This window comes from Priestia sp. 179-F W1.4 NHS (assembly GCF_045369295.1).
Lineage (GTDB): Bacteria > Bacillota > Bacilli > Bacillales > Bacillaceae_H > Priestia > Priestia zanthoxyli.
In genome coordinates, this window is the sequence record NZ_JBIQFF010000001.1 from 124,609 (window position 1) to 140,305 (window position 15,697).

A 15,697-nucleotide genomic window follows, 5' to 3' on the forward strand; every position below is an offset into this window, starting at 1 on the left:
GAAAGAACATGGTTCAGGCGCAGTATTTGTTATCATTTTGTTTATTGGGAGTGAAATTCATTGTCTTTACGTGAAGAAGCATTGCATATGCACCGCATTAACAAAGGTAAACTAGAATCAAAGTCCAAAATTCCTGTTCGAAACGCAGAGGATTTAAGCCTTGCTTATTCCCCTGGTGTAGCAGAACCTTGCAAAGAAATATATGATGATGTAAACAATGTATATGAATATACGATGAAAGGAAATATGGTAGCTGTTGTATCTGATGGCACTGCCGTATTGGGCTTGGGCAATATAGGCCCTGAAGCTGCTCTGCCAGTAATGGAAGGGAAAGCTGTCCTTTTTAAAAGTTTTGCCGGCGTAGATGCATTCCCAATTTGTTTAAACACGACAGATGTGGACAAAATTATAGAAACTGTTAAATTGCTAGAACCAACTTTTGGAGGCGTTAATTTAGAAGATATTGCGGCTCCTAACTGTTTTGAAATTGAAGAGCGGTTGAAAAAGGAAACAAATATCCCGGTTTTTCATGATGATCAGCATGGGACGGCTATTGTTACGGTAGCGGGTCTTCTTAATGCCCTGAAGCTGACAGGAAGAAAAATGTCACAAATCAAAGTAGTAGCGAATGGAGCAGGAGCTGCTGGCATTGCTATTATTAAATTATTATACAGCTATGGAGTGCGCGATATTATTATGTGTGATTCCAAAGGAACGATTTATGACAAGCGTCCTCACGGCATGAACCGTATAAAAGATGAAGTTGCAGCCTATACAAATCGAAGCAAAGTAGAAGGTACGTTAGCCGATGCGTTAGAAGAAGCTGATGTATTTATTGGAGTTTCGGTTGAAGGAGCACTCACATCGGAAATGATTGGAAAGATGAATCCAGACCCAATCATTTTTGCAATGGCAAATCCAGTGCCTGAAATTATGCCAGAAGAAGCTAAAAAAGCTGGCGCGAAAGTAATCGGCACCGGACGTTCAGATTTTCCTAATCAAGTGAACAATGTCTTAGCGTTTCCGGGGATATTCCGAGGTGCACTGGATGTGCGTGCTACTCATATTAATGAAAAAATGAAAATGGCTGCAGTTGAGGCCATTGCTAATTTAATTACGGAAGAGGACTTGAATACAGACTATGTGATTCCAGGGCCATTTGATGCACGAGTGGCTCCGGCAGTAGCCGCAGCTGTTGCAAAAGCAGCTATGGAAACAGGCGTTGCCCGAATAAAAGTAAAGCCAGAAGCCGTAGCTGAAAATACACGCCGTTTAGCGATTATTGAATAAGGTTACATCAACTGTTCTTTGACAGGCATGATGCTTCAAGCATGCCTGTTAAAGTAATGTAAAGTGAGTGGTAATAAACTTGAAGAATGAACGTTCAAAAGTATATGTAGAAATTCTAAAACAAATTCGCCAGCTAATGGAAGATGATCGTTTAACTACGGGTGATAAAATCCCGTCAGAACGAGAGCTTTCTGAACGGTTAGGCGCAGGACGTTCTTCCGTTCGAGAAGCGCTCAGAGCGTTAGAGCTAATTGGATTGATTGAAACTAGAAGAGGTGAAGGTACGTTTATTAAAGAAGTGGGAGATCATCAATTTATTGATTTATTAGCTACTTTTTTAATACAAGACGGCAAAACAAAGTCAGACTTAATTCAGACGAGATATATTCTGGAAAAAAGCTGTTTGTTTTCTGTTTTAGCGGAACAGAACAAAATCAATGTTTCAAAAGTAATTCAAAAGCAGAATGACGATCGCTTAAAGAACTTGTTTGACTATTTGTTTTCTTTGCAGGCTAATCGGCTATTGCACCGAATTTGGCTGATTATTTGCCGCTTTTCTCAAACCTTTCAACAAAACTCAGCGCCAAGCGACACTCTTATAAATGAATTAGTAGAGGCGCTAGTTAAAAAAGATGAAGCAGCTGTATTAAATCTTCACCATCAGTGCTACAAACAAGTGTGAAAGAAGGAATTTGTCGAAAGAGACATGCCATCTTTCTACACAAAATCAAACCGTCATCTAGTAAAGTAAATAGCAACTAATAAAGTGAAGCGAATAATTCATCCAATTTTTTCTTATATGTCGCTTGTTTTTGCGTTTGAGACGGGCTTTCATAACGTGTAAAGTAGAGGAAGAGGAAGAAGAAAGGTTCTTATGTTAAAGAAAAGAACCAAAAGGAGGTTACACCTTGTTACGAGATTTATTTACAAAAAACACAAAAACTCCAAAAAAACGAAAATATGCTACGATTCCTTCTGAGCATATGAGACAAGATGTACCTGAAGGGATTATGACCAAGTGTAAAAAGTGTAAGAAAATCATGTATACAAAAGAGTTAAATAAAAACTTAAAAGTATGCTTAAACTGTGGATACCATCATCAAATGACAGCACCAGAGCGTATTGAAAGCTTGATTGACAGCGGTACGTTTGTTGAATACGACAAAGATATGACGTCAGAAAATCCTCTTGGATTCCCGGATTATCTTGAAAAGCTCGAAAAAGATCGTGAGAAAACTAATTTAAGTGAAGCGATTGTTACGGGTGAAGGAGATATTGAAGGAATTAAAGTAGTGGTTGCTGTAATGGATTCACATTTCCGTATGGGAAGCATGGGTTCTGTAGTAGGTGAGAAAATTACTCGCGCCATTGAAAAAGCAAAGGAAATGCATGTCCCATTCCTTATTTTTACAGCTTCAGGCGGTGCACGTATGCAAGAAGGTGTTCTGAGCTTGATGCAAATGGCTAAAACTAGCGCAGCCCTTAAAATGTTCAGTGACGAAGGCGGCTTAATCATTTCGATCATGACACATCCTACTACGGGAGGAGTGTCAGCAAGCTTTGCTTCGCTAGGCGATTATAATTTAGCCGAGCCGGGCGCGTTAATTGGCTTTGCTGGAAGACGTATTATTGAACAAACAATTAGAGAAGAGCTTCCAGAAGATTTTCAGACGTCTGAATTTCTGTTGAAGCATGGTCAATTAGATGGAGTTATTGACCGTCACGATTTAAAAGACACGTTAACAACTATTTTAGATATACACGTAGCAGGAGGTGACATCGAGTGGTAAGTGAATTAGAGTTTGAACGTCCAATTGTTGAGTTACGCGACAAGATTGCAGAACTGAAAGAGTTTGCTAAAAATACAGAAGTGGATTTATCTAGCGAAATTGATAAGTTGGAAAAGCGCTTAGAAAAAGTAGAAAACGATATTTACAATCATCTAAGCCCGTGGAACCGTGTTCAAATTGCTCGTCATCCTGAGCGTCCTACAACACTCGATTATATTACTCGCTTGTTTACAAACTTTTTAGAGTGTCATGGCGATCGCTTTTATGGAGATGATGAAGCAATCGTAGGAGGAATTGCCAAGTTTAATGGCGTGCCTGTTACCGTGATTGGACATCAGAGAGGTAAAGATACGAAAGAAAATATTCGTCGTAATTTTGGTATGCCTCATCCTGAAGGCTACCGTAAAGCACTGCGTCTAATGAAGCAAGCGGAAAAATTTAACCGCCCAATTATTTGCTTTATTGATACAAAAGGAGCTTATCCAGGAAAAGCGGCAGAAGAACGCGGACAAAGCGAAGCTATTGCGAAAAATCTTTTCGAAATGGCTGGCTTAACTGTACCTGTTATTTGTATTGTCATTGGAGAAGGAGGAAGCGGAGGAGCCTTGGCATTAGGTTTAGGAAATCACCTTCATATGCTTGAGAACTCGACGTATTCAGTTATTTCTCCAGAAGGAGCGGCTGCCATTCTTTGGAAAGATTCTTCTCTTGCTAAAAAAGCTGCTGAAACGATGAAGATTACAGCACCAGATTTGAAAGAACTGGGTATTGTAGATGAAATGGTTTCAGAGGTAAAAGGCGGAGCTCATCGAGATATCGATGCACAAGCTGGATACATGGAAAGCATTATTAAGAAGTCATTAAAAGAACTGATGAATTTATCAAAAGAAGAGCTAGTGGAAGAGCGTTATTTAAAATACAAAAAAATCGGACAATTTGCAGCTGAAAACGATGCCATTACTATAAAATAAAGAAACGTGCACTCTTGAAAAATAAGGGTGCGCGTTTTTGTGCGGTTTGTATAGCCCTTCTCTATTGTGTTTACAAGTTCTTCGTGGTATTTTATAGACAGCAAAAACCTTTAAGTAAAAGTAGAAAAAGAGTGTTTTTAAAAAAATTCCTATGGTTATTAGTAGCTGTGCGAGCGTTTGTCTTTTCTCTAAAACGTGAGATATATAAGACAAATCACGCAGCAAGTATTGCTGTATGAATTGCAGGGAATAGTAAAACAAGAAGCAAACGATGAAGAAATTCATCGTTAAAGTGCTGTGTATTTGTTTGCTATTTGATTCAGCGCTATGTAGGTATTTCATAAGTTACACGTAAAGCAAGGTGAACAGGTTAAGGCAACAAAATATTTGTTCACAGCCTGCTTGTAAAAGGTTAGTAAAGGAAATAGCTGTTTGCTCTACCTAAAGAGTAAATAGTAAATATATAGGAGGAAATTTGAATGCGTAAAACTAAAATTGTATGTACTATTGGACCAGCGAGTGAAAGTGTAGAAAAATTAGTTGAACTAATTAACTCAGGCTTAAACGTTTGTCGCCTAAACTTCTCTCACGGTGACTTTGAAGAGCATGGTGCACGTATCGTTAACATTCGTGAAGCTGCGAAACAAACAGGTAAAACAGTAGGTATCTTACTTGATACAAAAGGACCTGAAATTCGTACAAACACAATGGAAAATGGTGCAATTGAGTTAGAAGAAGGCGCTGAAATCATTGTTTCTATGACAGAAGTAGTGGGAACAACTGAAAAATTCTCAATTACATATCCAGGTCTAATTGATGACGTACACGTAGGATCAAAAATCCTTTTAGATGACGGTTTAATCGGTCTTGAAGTACTAGATGTCAATAAAACTGATGGTGAAATCAAAACGAAAGTACTTAACCCTGGTACATTAAAAAATAAAAAAGGTGTAAACGTGCCAAACGTAAGTGTAAACCTTCCTGGTATCACTGAAAAAGATGCAAACGATATTGTATTTGGTATCGAACAAGGCATTGATTTTATCGCTGCTTCTTTTGTGCGTCGTGCATCTGATGTATTAGAAATTCGTGAACTACTAGAAAAACACAATGCAGCTCACATTCAAATCATCTCAAAAATCGAAAACCAAGAAGGCGTAGATAACATCAAAGAAATCCTTGAAGTTTCAGACGGCTTAATGGTTGCTCGTGGTGACTTAGGAGTAGAAATTCCTGCTGAAGAAGTACCATTAGTACAAAAAGATCTAATCAAACAATGTAATGCACTTGGCAAACCAGTTATTACAGCTACACAAATGCTTGATTCAATGCAACGCAACCCGCGCCCGACTCGTGCGGAAGCAAGTGACGTTGCCAATGCTATTTTTGATGGTACAGATGCAATTATGTTATCTGGTGAAACAGCTGCGGGTTCTTACCCAGTTGAAGCTGTACAAACAATGCATTCAATCGCTTCTCGTGCTGAGCAAGCTCTAAACTACTCTGAGATTTTACAACAGCGCAGCAAGCAAGTTGGCCCATCTATTACAGATGCAATCGGACAATCTGTTGTACACACAGCGCTTAACTTAAACGCTAGTGCAATCGTAGCGCCAACAGAAAGTGGTTATACAGCGAAAATCGTTTCTAAATATCGTCCGCAATCTCCAATCGTAGCTGTTGCAGCAAACGATTCTGTTGCACGTCGTCTTTCTCTAGTATGGGGTGTTACACCAGTTGTTGGTGAGCGCGTAAGTACAATTGACGATATGTTAGATCACGCTGTAAATGACGCAGTAAAAACAGGCGTTGTAGCACACGGTGATTTAGTTGTTATTACTGCTGGTGTTCCAGTTGGAGAATCAGGTGCAACGAACTTAATGAAAGTTCAAGTTGTAGGTGACGTTCTGGCTAAAGGACAAGGAATTGGTCGTAAAGCAGCAGTTGGTAAAGTAGTTATTGCTAAAACTGCTGAAGAAGCAAATGCAAAAATGACTGAAGGTGCTATCCTTGTTACAAACAGCACAGATCGCGATATGATCAGTGCAATCGAAAAAGCAGGGGCTCTTATTACGGAAGAAGGCGGTCTAACAAGCCATGCAGCTGTAGTAGGATTAAACTTAAGCATTCCTGTCATTGTAGGTGTAGAAAACGCAACAAGCGTATTCTCAGAAGATCAAGATATTACAGTTGATGCTTCACGTGGTGTTGTATACAACGGACACGCAAGCGTACTGTAAGAAACACGTAGATGATTGAAAAAAAGAGAAGGGGAAATCCTTCTCTTTTTGTTTAGGCAATTCAATAAGCGAAGAGGTGATGATGGTGAGGAAGCTTCTTCCGCTCCTTCTTATTGTACCTGCTGTTGAGGTAATGATTTTGATTTATTCAAGTCATCTCATTGGTGTAATGTCAACATTTTTACTGATTATTGCTACCAGTTTTATTGGTGCGTTTCTAGCGAAAAAACAAGGAACATCTCTTTTTCAAAAAGCACAGCGTCAGATGAGCCAAGGACATGTTCCAAGCGGTGAAATCCTTGATGGTATGTGTGTACTATTTGGCGGTTTGTTTCTACTGTTTCCAGGCTTCTTGACAGATGTTGTAGGCTTTATCTTTTTACTGCCATTTACACGCAAAATCGTTAAGCCTTTCCTTTTAACGTGGCTAAGAAGATTTTTTCAAGGACGTAATCGAATGACGATTATTCGTTAACTAGAAAGTGTGTGAAAGAAGCTTCTTTCACACACTTTTTCATTTTCCTATAATAAACTGCCACGTTTCTTTAAAAACCCCCGTTGTATGAAGTGTTTTTAGAATAACAAGAATAACAGGGCCAACTATTAATCCAAAAAATCCAATCAATTGATATCCTACAAATAAAGCAATTAATGTAGCAAGAGGGTCAAGACCAATGCTCGATGACAGAATCTTGGGTTCCATAATTTGTCGCTGGACAAGTACTACAGCATATAGTACCGAAAGTCCTACAGCAAATGACACATTATCTGTTGCAAACGCATAAATCATCCAAGGAACAAAAACCAGTCCCGTTCCGAGGTAAGGAAGAATATCTACTAAGCCGATTAATAAAGCGACTGTAATAGCATAATCAACCTTAAGAACAAGTAAACCAAAAAGAACGATGATGGTGGTAATCGAAATAAGCGTAAGCTGAGCTTTAATAAAACCAAACAGTGCATTTTTAAGTTCCATAACAACTGTCTGTCCATTTTCTCTTACTTTTTTAGGAATAAACACGCTGCTTTTAGCCATCAGCTTGTACCAATCTTTACTAATAAAAAAAGTAGCCAGCAATGAAAAAATAATCACAGTAGCTGCATTAGGCAATACGGATAAAAATACTGGGATGCTTTGCAATACATTTTGCAGAAAATCGCCCACCGTTTGAGCGATATGGTTGCCTACCCCTTTAATGTTCGATAAAATAGTTGCTTGCTGACCGGTATTTAAGTTATTAAACATAGAAGTAATGCGTTCATAAAACGGAAGTATTTGTTCTGTAGCAATATTTTCAATAAATATGACCACTTCTTTGAAATTTGTGGGAACAACTTTCGCTAAATACGTACTTCCTGCAATAATTTCTGTGATAAGTAACGTAATAAGTCCAGCCAAAAGAGAGAAGATAAGAACCATTGACAGTAAAACAGCTAAGTAGCGTGGTAAGCGCAGCTTTAATTCAAATAGATTAACCATAGGATTTATAAAAAAAGCGATGCAGCAGGCGATAATAAATGGATAGAGGAGAGAAGAGACATAATAACTAAGAAATACAGCTGCTGCAATAATTACCAACACACAAGCTAAGCGAAATAGGCGATGTAAATGAAGCTTGTACACAATAAATAGAGGCCTCCTTGTAAACGATAGTCAACAAAAGAAAAAGCTACTCATAAAATAGTTACGTAATACGCTTTAGAATTATCACAATAAAAAAAGAAAGGATGAGTAAAATGTTTTCACAACCGATGCTTTTTTTAGCTGTTTTACTCGTAATTGGATTAGTGGCTAAAAATCAATCATTAATCATTGCAGTTGCATTTTTACTTATTTTAAAATTAATCGGGTTAGACAGTAAGGTTTTTCCTTTTCTACAATCAAAAGGAATTAATATTGGGGTAACGGTGATTACAATTGCCGTTCTTGTGCCAATTGCAACAGGAGACATAGGGTTTAAACAATTAGGAGAAGCTGTGAAATCTTCTTATGCCTGGATTGCTCTAGGAGCCGGCATTGCTGTAGCAATTATTGCCAAATATGGGCTTACGCTCTTGGAAGATGATCCGCATATTACGACCGCTTTAGTTTTTGGCACAATTCTTGCTGTGGCGCTGTTTCAAGGGGTAGCAGTAGGTCCGTTAATCGGTGCTGGAATTGCTTATTTATTTATGAAATTAACTGAACTTTTTTCGTAGAAATTTTTGTATAATAATAATTTTTTTAAAATTTCTTCTCTCTTTTGATTCACAAAAGTCAGATAATTGTTTATAATATATTTTGAGGCCGCATCTTTTTACATACAATTGTATGTTTTACCTATAGGGCTGTAACAAAGCAATGACACATGCAGATGTTTTAATTTTGTGTGTTATTGAAACAAATGGAAATGTAAGCATTTTCTTTACGTGGGGTGAAGGAATGTTCTTCCAAGATATATATTCAAAAGAGGCGCTTCGTATATCATTTAATGTCTAGTTGAGCAGAAGCTCAATTTTGTTTTTCACGTTTTACACAGAAAGGTATGGGGAATTTTTTCTGTAAAGGAGTGGAGATTTATGACAGCAACTCGAGGTCTAGAAGGGGTAGTCGCTACAACGTCAGCAGTAAGTTCAATTATTGATGACACTTTAACATATCAAGGCTACAATATTGATGATTTAGCGAATTATGCAACATTTGAAGAAGTGGTGTATTTACTATGGCACGGAAAATTACCTAATAAAGAAGAATTATCTGTGTTTTCTAGATTACTAGCAGAAAACGCTAAATTACCCCAAGAAGTCTTAAATCATTTCAAAACTTATCCAATTCAAGATGTTCATCCAATGGCAGCTTTAAGAACAGTCGTATCACTATTGGGGTTGTACGATCCTGAAGCTGATTTAATGGATGAAGAAGCAAATTATCGCAAAGCTGTTCGTTTGCAAGCACAATTACCAACAGTGGTGACGGCTTTTTCAAGAGTTCGCAACGGATTAGAGCCAATTGAGCCAAACGAAAATTATAGCATTGCCGCTAACTTTTTATATATGTTAACCGGCGAAGAGCCAACTGATATCCAAGTAGAAGCGTTTGATAAAGCACTTGTCTTACACGCTGACCATGAGCTAAATGCTTCAACTTTTACAGCGCGTGTCTGTGTGGCAACGTTATCCGATATTTATTCAGGGATTACAGCCGCTATTGGGGCGTTAAAGGGTCCTCTTCACGGGGGAGCGAATGAAGCTGTTATGAAAATGTTGTCTGACATTCAAACAGTTGAAAACGCAGAACCTTACATTCGCGAAAAGCTCGCGAAAAAAGAAAAGATTATGGGATTTGGACATCGTGTGTATCAGCAGGGTGATCCTCGTGCCAAGCACTTGAAAGAAATGTCTGAAAAACTTACAAAACAAGCAGGAGATACAACGCTATACGATATGTCAGTGAAAATTGAGGAAATCGTAACAGGCGAGAAAAAGCTTCCGCCAAACGTTGATTTCTATTCAGCTTCTGTATACCACAGCTTAGGTATTGATCACGATTTATTTACTCCGATTTTTGCCGTAAGCCGCGTATCAGGATGGATTGCTCACATTTTAGAGCAGTATTCAAACAATCGTTTGATTCGTCCAAGAGCTGATTATATCGGTCCTGGAAAACAAACGTACATTCCGCTTGAAGAGCGCAGCTAAACAATGTGACGAAGGTGCTCACGTTCGTTGAGCACTTTTCCATAAGTGAAAGTAGACAATTTTTTAAGGAGGTCATTCTCATGACAAAAGGTGAACAAATTTCTGTAGCAAACGGCGTTTTAAACGTACCAAATAACCCAATTATTCCATTTATCGAAGGTGACGGAATTGGTCCGGATATCTGGGCAGCAGCTTCCCGCGTATTAGAAGCAGCAGTTGCAAAAGCATACAGTGGTGAAAAAGAAATCGTTTGGAAAGAAGTATTAGCAGGTGAAAAAGCATTTAATCAAACTGGCGAATGGTTACCGGAAGAAACGTTAGATGCAATTCGCGAATACATAATTGCAATCAAAGGACCATTAACGACACCAGTAGGCGGTGGAATTCGTTCTCTAAACGTGGCATTGCGTCAAGAATTAGACTTATTCACATGCTTACGTCCTGTTCGCTACTTTGACGGCGTACCTTCTCCAATTAAGCGCCCAGAAGATACAGATATGGTTATCTTCCGTGAAAATACTGAAGATATTTATGCTGGTATTGAATATGCGAAGGGTTCTGAAGAAGTACAAAAACTTGTTTCATTCCTACAAACGGAATTAGGCGTAAATAAAATCCGTTTCCCTGAAACTTCTGGATTAGGTATTAAGCCTATTTCTTCTGAAGGAACAGAGCGTCTTGTGCGTGCAGCAATCAACTATGCGATTGAACAGGGCCGCAAGTCTGTTACGCTTGTACACAAAGGTAACATTATGAAATATACAGAAGGCGCATTTAAAAATTGGGGCTATGAGCTAGCTGAAAAAGAATTCGGCGATAAAGTATTTACTTGGGCTCAATATGACCGCATCGTTGAAAAAGAAGGTGCACAAGCTGCAAACAAAGCTCAAGCAGAAGCGGAAGCAGCAGGAAAAATTATTGTAAAAGATTCTATTGCAGATATCTTCTTACAACAAATTTTAACTCGTCCACGTGAATTCGATGTAGTAGCAACAATGAACTTAAATGGAGATTACATTTCAGATGCATTAGCAGCACAAGTTGGCGGTATCGGAATTGCTCCAGGAGCAAACATCAACTATGAAACTGGACATGCTATCTTTGAAGCAACTCACGGTACAGCACCTAAATATGCTGGTTTAGATAAAGTAAACCCATCTTCTGTATTATTATCAGGTGTGTTAATGCTTGAACACCTTGGCTGGAATGAAGCAGCGGATTTAATCATGAAATCAATGGAAAAAACAATTGCTTCAAAAGTAGTAACATATGATTTCGCACGTTTAATGGACGGCGCAACAGAAGTGAAGTGTTCAGAGTTTGCTGATGAATTAATTAGCAATCTAGGAAAACAAGTAACAGTTTAATAGCTATTCATTTAGGGGAGGAATTATAATGGCAAATATGCGTAAAAAAGTATCTGTTATCGGAGCGGGCTTTACGGGAGCTACAACTGCTTTTTTAATTGGTCAAAAAGAATTAGCTGATGTTGTATTAGTTGATATTCCGCAATTAGAAAATCCAGCTAAAGGTAAAGCGCTGGATATGTTAGAAGCAAGTCCTGTACAAGGCTTTGACGCTAACATTACAGGAACAGCCAACTACGAAGACACAGCTGATTCTGACATTGTCATTATTACAGCTGGTATCGCGCGTAAGCCAGGTATGAGTCGCGATGATTTAGTCACAACGAACCAAAAAATTATGAAATCTGTTACTCAAGAAGTTGTTAAATACTCGCCAAACTGTCACATTATCGTGTTAACAAACCCGGTAGATGCTATGACGTACACAGTATTTAAAGAATCTGGTTTTCCTAAAAACCGCGTAATCGGTCAATCAGGCGTATTAGATTCTGCACGTTTCCGTACGTTCGTAGCGCAGGAGTTAAACATTTCAGTGAAAGATATCACAGGTTTTGTACTTGGTGGACATGGCGACGATATGGTACCTCTTGTACGCTACTCATATGCTGGCGGTATTCCTCTTGAAACGCTTATTCCAAAAGCGCGTCTTGAAGCAATTGTTGAAAGAACACGCAAAGGCGGCGGCGAGATCGTTAACTTATTAGGCAACGGAAGTGCGTACTACGCTCCTGCTGCTTCTTTAGTGGAAATGACAGAAGCGATCTTAAAAGATCAGCGTCGTATTTTACCAGCGATTGCTTACCTAGAGGGTGAATATGGTTATAACGGCATCTACTTAGGTGTTCCGACCGTATTAGGAGCTGCAGGAATTGAGCAAGTAATTGAATTAGAACTTACTGATTCTGAAAAAGCTGCGTTAGATCAATCAGCAAAATCAGTCAAAACTGTCATGGGTGTATTAGCTTAATACAATAAAGTAGGTTTGAGTATAGGTTTTTATGGATATTCAAACAATAGTCACAAGGAAAATTCGAGGGAAACCTCGAATTTTTCTTGTATATAAAGAAAAACTATTACTTTATACAAAAGGTGGAATGATGATGGTATTAGGTAAAAAACAAAAAATAGGTCGAAGTCTTGAAGATATAAAAGTTGGAGAAAAATTAACGCTAACTGAACGAATTGAAGATAAAGATATCTTATTGTACTTAGGGCTGACAAATGATTCTAACCCTTTATACATTCAGCATGATTATGCATCTCAGACACCTTTTAAGAAACCTATTGTGCCAAGCATTATGATTACCGGTATTATGACAGCAGCCATTTCAAAGTACTTGCCCGGACCTGGAAGCCATGTTGCAGAACATACGGTTGCCTTTCCCAAAAAAATTCATCATTATAGTACGATTGAATTTTTATTTGAAGTCACAGAGGTAGATGTTTCTTCTAAAACTGTTACGATTGAAGTAGAAGCGGTCAATGAACAAAAAGAGAAAGTAGTAACGGCTCGGTTTCTTGTGTATCCGCCGCTTAGACTTCCATCAGTAGAGACACATGACTTTGAAAATTTTTAAAACGCCCTAAATATTGATAAATATAGAAGAAGCTCTTTAGCCATATTTTCTGAAAATGTTGAAATGTATTGGAGAACGAGGCTAAAACATTGTATGATAAGAGAAGATAAATAGAAAATAATATCATTTGGATGAAGCTGCGGTTTAATTTAACTAGATGGAGGCTTATATCGTTAATATGAGTAAGAAATTATTAGTCGTAGATGATGAACAATCAATTTCAACATTATTACAATATAATTTACAACAAGCTGGCTTTACAGTAGAAACAGCTGAAGATGGGGAAGAAGGATACAACAAGGCATTAGAAGGAAAACCTGATTTAATTGTGTTAGACTTGATGCTTCCTAAAATGGATGGAATTGAAGTTTGTAAAAAGCTTCGTCAGCAAAAAGTGATGACGCCTATTTTAATGTTAACTGCAAAAGACGATGAGTTTGACAAGGTATTAGGGCTAGAACTTGGCGCAGATGACTACATGACGAAACCATTTAGTCCTCGAGAAGTAGTAGCCCGTGTAAAAGCCATTTTACGCAGAACACAAATTATTGCTCAGGAAAATGAACAGGAGGAAGATGGCGAACGCATCATGATTGGTGATTTAAAAATTCTTCCAGATCATTATGAGGCCTACTTTAATCAACAGCAGCTTGAGCTTACTCCGAAAGAATTCGAGTTATTATTATATTTGGCAAAATACAAAGGACGGGTATTAACTCGTGATCAGCTGCTGAGTGCAGTGTGGAATTATGATTTTGCCGGAGATACGCGAATTGTAGATGTGCACATCAGCCATCTGCGTGAGAAAATTGAACATAATACGCGAAAACCGGTTTATATAAAAACGATTAGAGGATTAGGATATAAGCTGGAGGAACCAAAGGTAGATGAATAAATTTCGTTCAAGGCTACTTTTGGCTCTATTAGTACTTATTATTATTGTATTAGTAGGTCTTGGCCTGCTGCTGGGGCAGTTGTTTAAAAACTTTTATTTTCAAACGTTTCAAGAGCGAATGGAAAAAGAAGCAAAGCTTGTGGAAATGTACATTAGTGAAGAAGGCATCACAAGTCCTGCTTTAAAATCTAAAGTTGATCAAATCAGTCATTCGCTAAGTGTACGAACGACTGTCGTTCAAAAAGATGGAAAAATATTAGTTGACTCAAATCCAGGTAGCAAGCAGCAAAGAATCGAAAAAAGTATTGTAATCCAACAAGTATTAAAAAAGCAGTTAAACAGCAAAAAAAGCTTTGATCAAATTAAAGAAGATTACGACTTATATTACTATGGTATCCCGCTTATTATAGAAGGTAAGCAAGAGGGATTTGTTGTTTTGAGTACATCGTTTGATTCATTAAAACAAGTAAATCAGCAAATCTGGGGGCTTCTTATTGGAAGCTTAGGTCTAGCTTTGATTGTGATTTTACTCTTAGGTGTAAAGATTATGGGGCGCTATACCCGTCCTATTGAATCGGCAACCAAGGTGGCTATGGAACTTGCAAAAGGGAATTATAAAGCTCGTACATATGAAGATTATGTAGATGAAACAGGGATGCTGAGTCAGTCTATTAACGCACTTGCTCGTAATCTGCAAGAGTCTATCACTAATCAAGAAATGCAGCAGGACAGGCTGCGCACCCTAATTGAAAATATGGGAAGCGGTATGCTTCTTATCGATAGTCGAGGCTATATAAACTTAGTGAACCGAGCTTATAAAGAGCAGTTTCATATACATCCGGACGACTTCCTTTATCACTTGTATTATGAGGTATTTGAGCACAAAGAAATCATTAAACTTGTGGAAAAAATATTTATGACCGAAGTAAAGGTTCGAAAACAAGTCGTTTTGCCTTTAAATATTGAACGAAGATATTTTGATGTTTACGGAGCGCCGATTATTGGCTTAAACGATGAATGGAAAGGCATTGTGCTTGTTTTCCATGATATTACCGAGCTGAAAAAACTAGAACAAGTGCGCCGTGACTTTGTAGCGAATGTGTCTCATGAACTAAAAACGCCTATTACGTCCATTAAAGGGTTTAGTGAGACATTGTTAGACGGTGCCATGGAAGATCCAAAGCTGCGAGAGCAGTTTCTATCTATTATTCTAACGGAAAGCCAGCGCATGGAGAGCTTGATTCAAGATCTTTTGGATTTATCTAAAGTTGAACAGCAAGGTTTTAAACTAAGCATTCATTCAGTAGATTTGAATACCCTTCTCTATGAGGTCATAACAGTGCTATCGAACCGAGCGAATGAAAAAGAAATCACTCTAACGTTAGATACGCTTCCTGAAGAAGCGTGGATTGATGGTGACAGTCAGCGCCTTATGCAAGTGTTCGTTAACTTAATTGGCAATGCACTCATGTATACAATGCCTGGAGGAACCGTTCACGTTTCGCTTGAAGAGGAAGAAGAAACGATTACGGTTCATGTTCAAGATACAGGTATCGGTATTGATTCTGATGAAATTTCACGTATTTTTGAGCGTTTTTACAGAGTAGATAAAGCAAGAAGCCGCAATTCCGGAGGAACAGGTCTTGGATTAGCAATTGTTAAACATCTTGTTGAAGCTCATAAAGGGGAAATTGAAGTGAAAAGTGAAGTCAATAAAGGGACAACTTTTTCGGTGAAGCTGCACAAGTATTTGCCGCAGATGTAAAATGTTTACGTTCCTTTTACAATTTATTTAATGTAGCTTAATAATTAATTGATACAATTTTTCATGGAAACCCCTTCATCCAAGGAGCCAATATGTAAGGCGAAAATAGCTTTAACCGTGCTAT

The 15,697-nt window shown here is 38.1% G+C and carries 14 protein-coding genes; 13 read left to right on the forward strand and 1 reads right to left on the reverse strand.

The genetic code is table 11. The features are described 5' to 3' along the window. The first annotated feature begins 60 nt into the window (after window positions 1–60). From ystJ to ACH0CI_RS00640, 6 genes are all read left to right on the forward strand, one after another. Entirely contained in the window at window positions 61–1,290 is a 1,230-nt protein-coding gene (ystJ, locus tag ACH0CI_RS00615) for an NADP-dependent malic enzyme (RefSeq protein ID WP_028411786.1), read from the forward strand. 79 nt (window positions 1,291–1,369) lie between these two features. Continuing rightward, a complete protein-coding gene (locus tag ACH0CI_RS00620; protein ID WP_047749768.1) occupies window positions 1,370–1,972 on the forward strand; it encodes a FadR/GntR family transcriptional regulator in 603 nt (200 codons plus the stop codon). A gap of 226 nt (window positions 1,973–2,198) precedes the next feature. Further along, entirely contained in the window at window positions 2,199–3,080 is an 882-nt protein-coding gene (accD, locus tag ACH0CI_RS00625) for an acetyl-CoA carboxylase, carboxyltransferase subunit beta (RefSeq protein ID WP_028411784.1), read from the forward strand. Further along, a complete protein-coding gene (gene accA, locus ACH0CI_RS00630; protein WP_047749772.1) occupies window positions 3,074–4,051 on the forward strand; it encodes an acetyl-CoA carboxylase carboxyl transferase subunit alpha in 978 nt (325 codons plus the stop codon). Before accD ends, accA begins: the two co-directional genes overlap by 7 nt. A 479-nt stretch (window positions 4,052–4,530) precedes the next feature. Next, window positions 4,531–6,291 carry a pyruvate kinase gene (pyk, locus tag ACH0CI_RS00635; RefSeq protein ID WP_045291184.1) on the forward strand — a complete coding sequence of 587 codons (1,761 nt, stop codon included), beginning with the start codon at window positions 4,531–4,533 and terminating at the stop codon, window positions 6,289–6,291. 82 nt (window positions 6,292–6,373) lie between these two features. Continuing rightward, window positions 6,374–6,766 carry an FxsA family protein gene (locus ACH0CI_RS00640; protein WP_033579618.1) on the forward strand — a complete coding sequence of 131 codons (393 nt, stop codon included), beginning with the start codon at window positions 6,374–6,376 and terminating at the stop codon, window positions 6,764–6,766. 39 nt (window positions 6,767–6,805) lie between these two features. Here ACH0CI_RS00640 and ytvI read toward each other — a convergent pair whose 3' ends face one another. Beyond that, window positions 6,806–7,915, reverse strand: coding sequence for a sporulation integral membrane protein YtvI (ytvI, locus tag ACH0CI_RS00645; RefSeq protein ID WP_047749773.1), 1,110 nt, complete (start codon window positions 7,913–7,915; stop codon window positions 6,806–6,808). A 113-nt stretch (window positions 7,916–8,028) separates the two neighbouring features. Here ytvI and ACH0CI_RS00650 point away from each other — a divergent pair, with 113 nt between their 5' ends. The 7 genes from ACH0CI_RS00650 to pnpS all read left to right on the forward strand — a co-directional run bounded on the left by ACH0CI_RS00650 (window position 8,029) and on the right by pnpS (window position 15,573). Continuing rightward, complete coding sequence (locus ACH0CI_RS00650) at window positions 8,029–8,490, forward strand: DUF441 domain-containing protein (protein WP_033579620.1); 462 nt, start codon at window positions 8,029–8,031, stop codon at window positions 8,488–8,490. Window positions 8,491–8,850: 360 nt separating this feature from the next. After that, on the forward strand, window positions 8,851–9,969 hold the full coding sequence (gene citZ, locus ACH0CI_RS00655) for a citrate synthase (protein WP_033579621.1): 1,119 nt from the start codon (window positions 8,851–8,853) through the stop codon (window positions 9,967–9,969). A 74-nt stretch (window positions 9,970–10,043) separates the two neighbouring features. Then, on the forward strand, window positions 10,044–11,336 hold the full coding sequence (icd, locus tag ACH0CI_RS00660) for an NADP-dependent isocitrate dehydrogenase (RefSeq protein WP_255906663.1): 1,293 nt from the start codon (window positions 10,044–10,046) through the stop codon (window positions 11,334–11,336). Window positions 11,337–11,364: 28 nt separating this feature from the next. Further along, on the forward strand, window positions 11,365–12,303 hold the full coding sequence (mdh, locus tag ACH0CI_RS00665) for a malate dehydrogenase (protein ID WP_013059443.1): 939 nt from the start codon (window positions 11,365–11,367) through the stop codon (window positions 12,301–12,303). Window positions 12,304–12,436: 133 nt separating this feature from the next. Continuing rightward, window positions 12,437–12,913, forward strand: a complete 477-nt coding sequence (locus ACH0CI_RS00670) for a MaoC family dehydratase (RefSeq protein WP_098112321.1) — start codon at window positions 12,437–12,439, stop codon at window positions 12,911–12,913. Between the two features lie 178 nt (window positions 12,914–13,091). After that, complete coding sequence (locus tag ACH0CI_RS00675) at window positions 13,092–13,808, forward strand: response regulator (RefSeq protein WP_406900766.1); 717 nt, start codon at window positions 13,092–13,094, stop codon at window positions 13,806–13,808. Next, window positions 13,801–15,573 carry a two-component system histidine kinase PnpS gene (gene pnpS / locus ACH0CI_RS00680; RefSeq protein WP_028411777.1) on the forward strand — a complete coding sequence of 591 codons (1,773 nt, stop codon included), beginning with the start codon at window positions 13,801–13,803 and terminating at the stop codon, window positions 15,571–15,573. The genes ACH0CI_RS00675 and pnpS overlap by 8 nt, the downstream gene beginning before the upstream one ends. Window positions 15,574–15,697 lie beyond the last annotated feature (124 nt).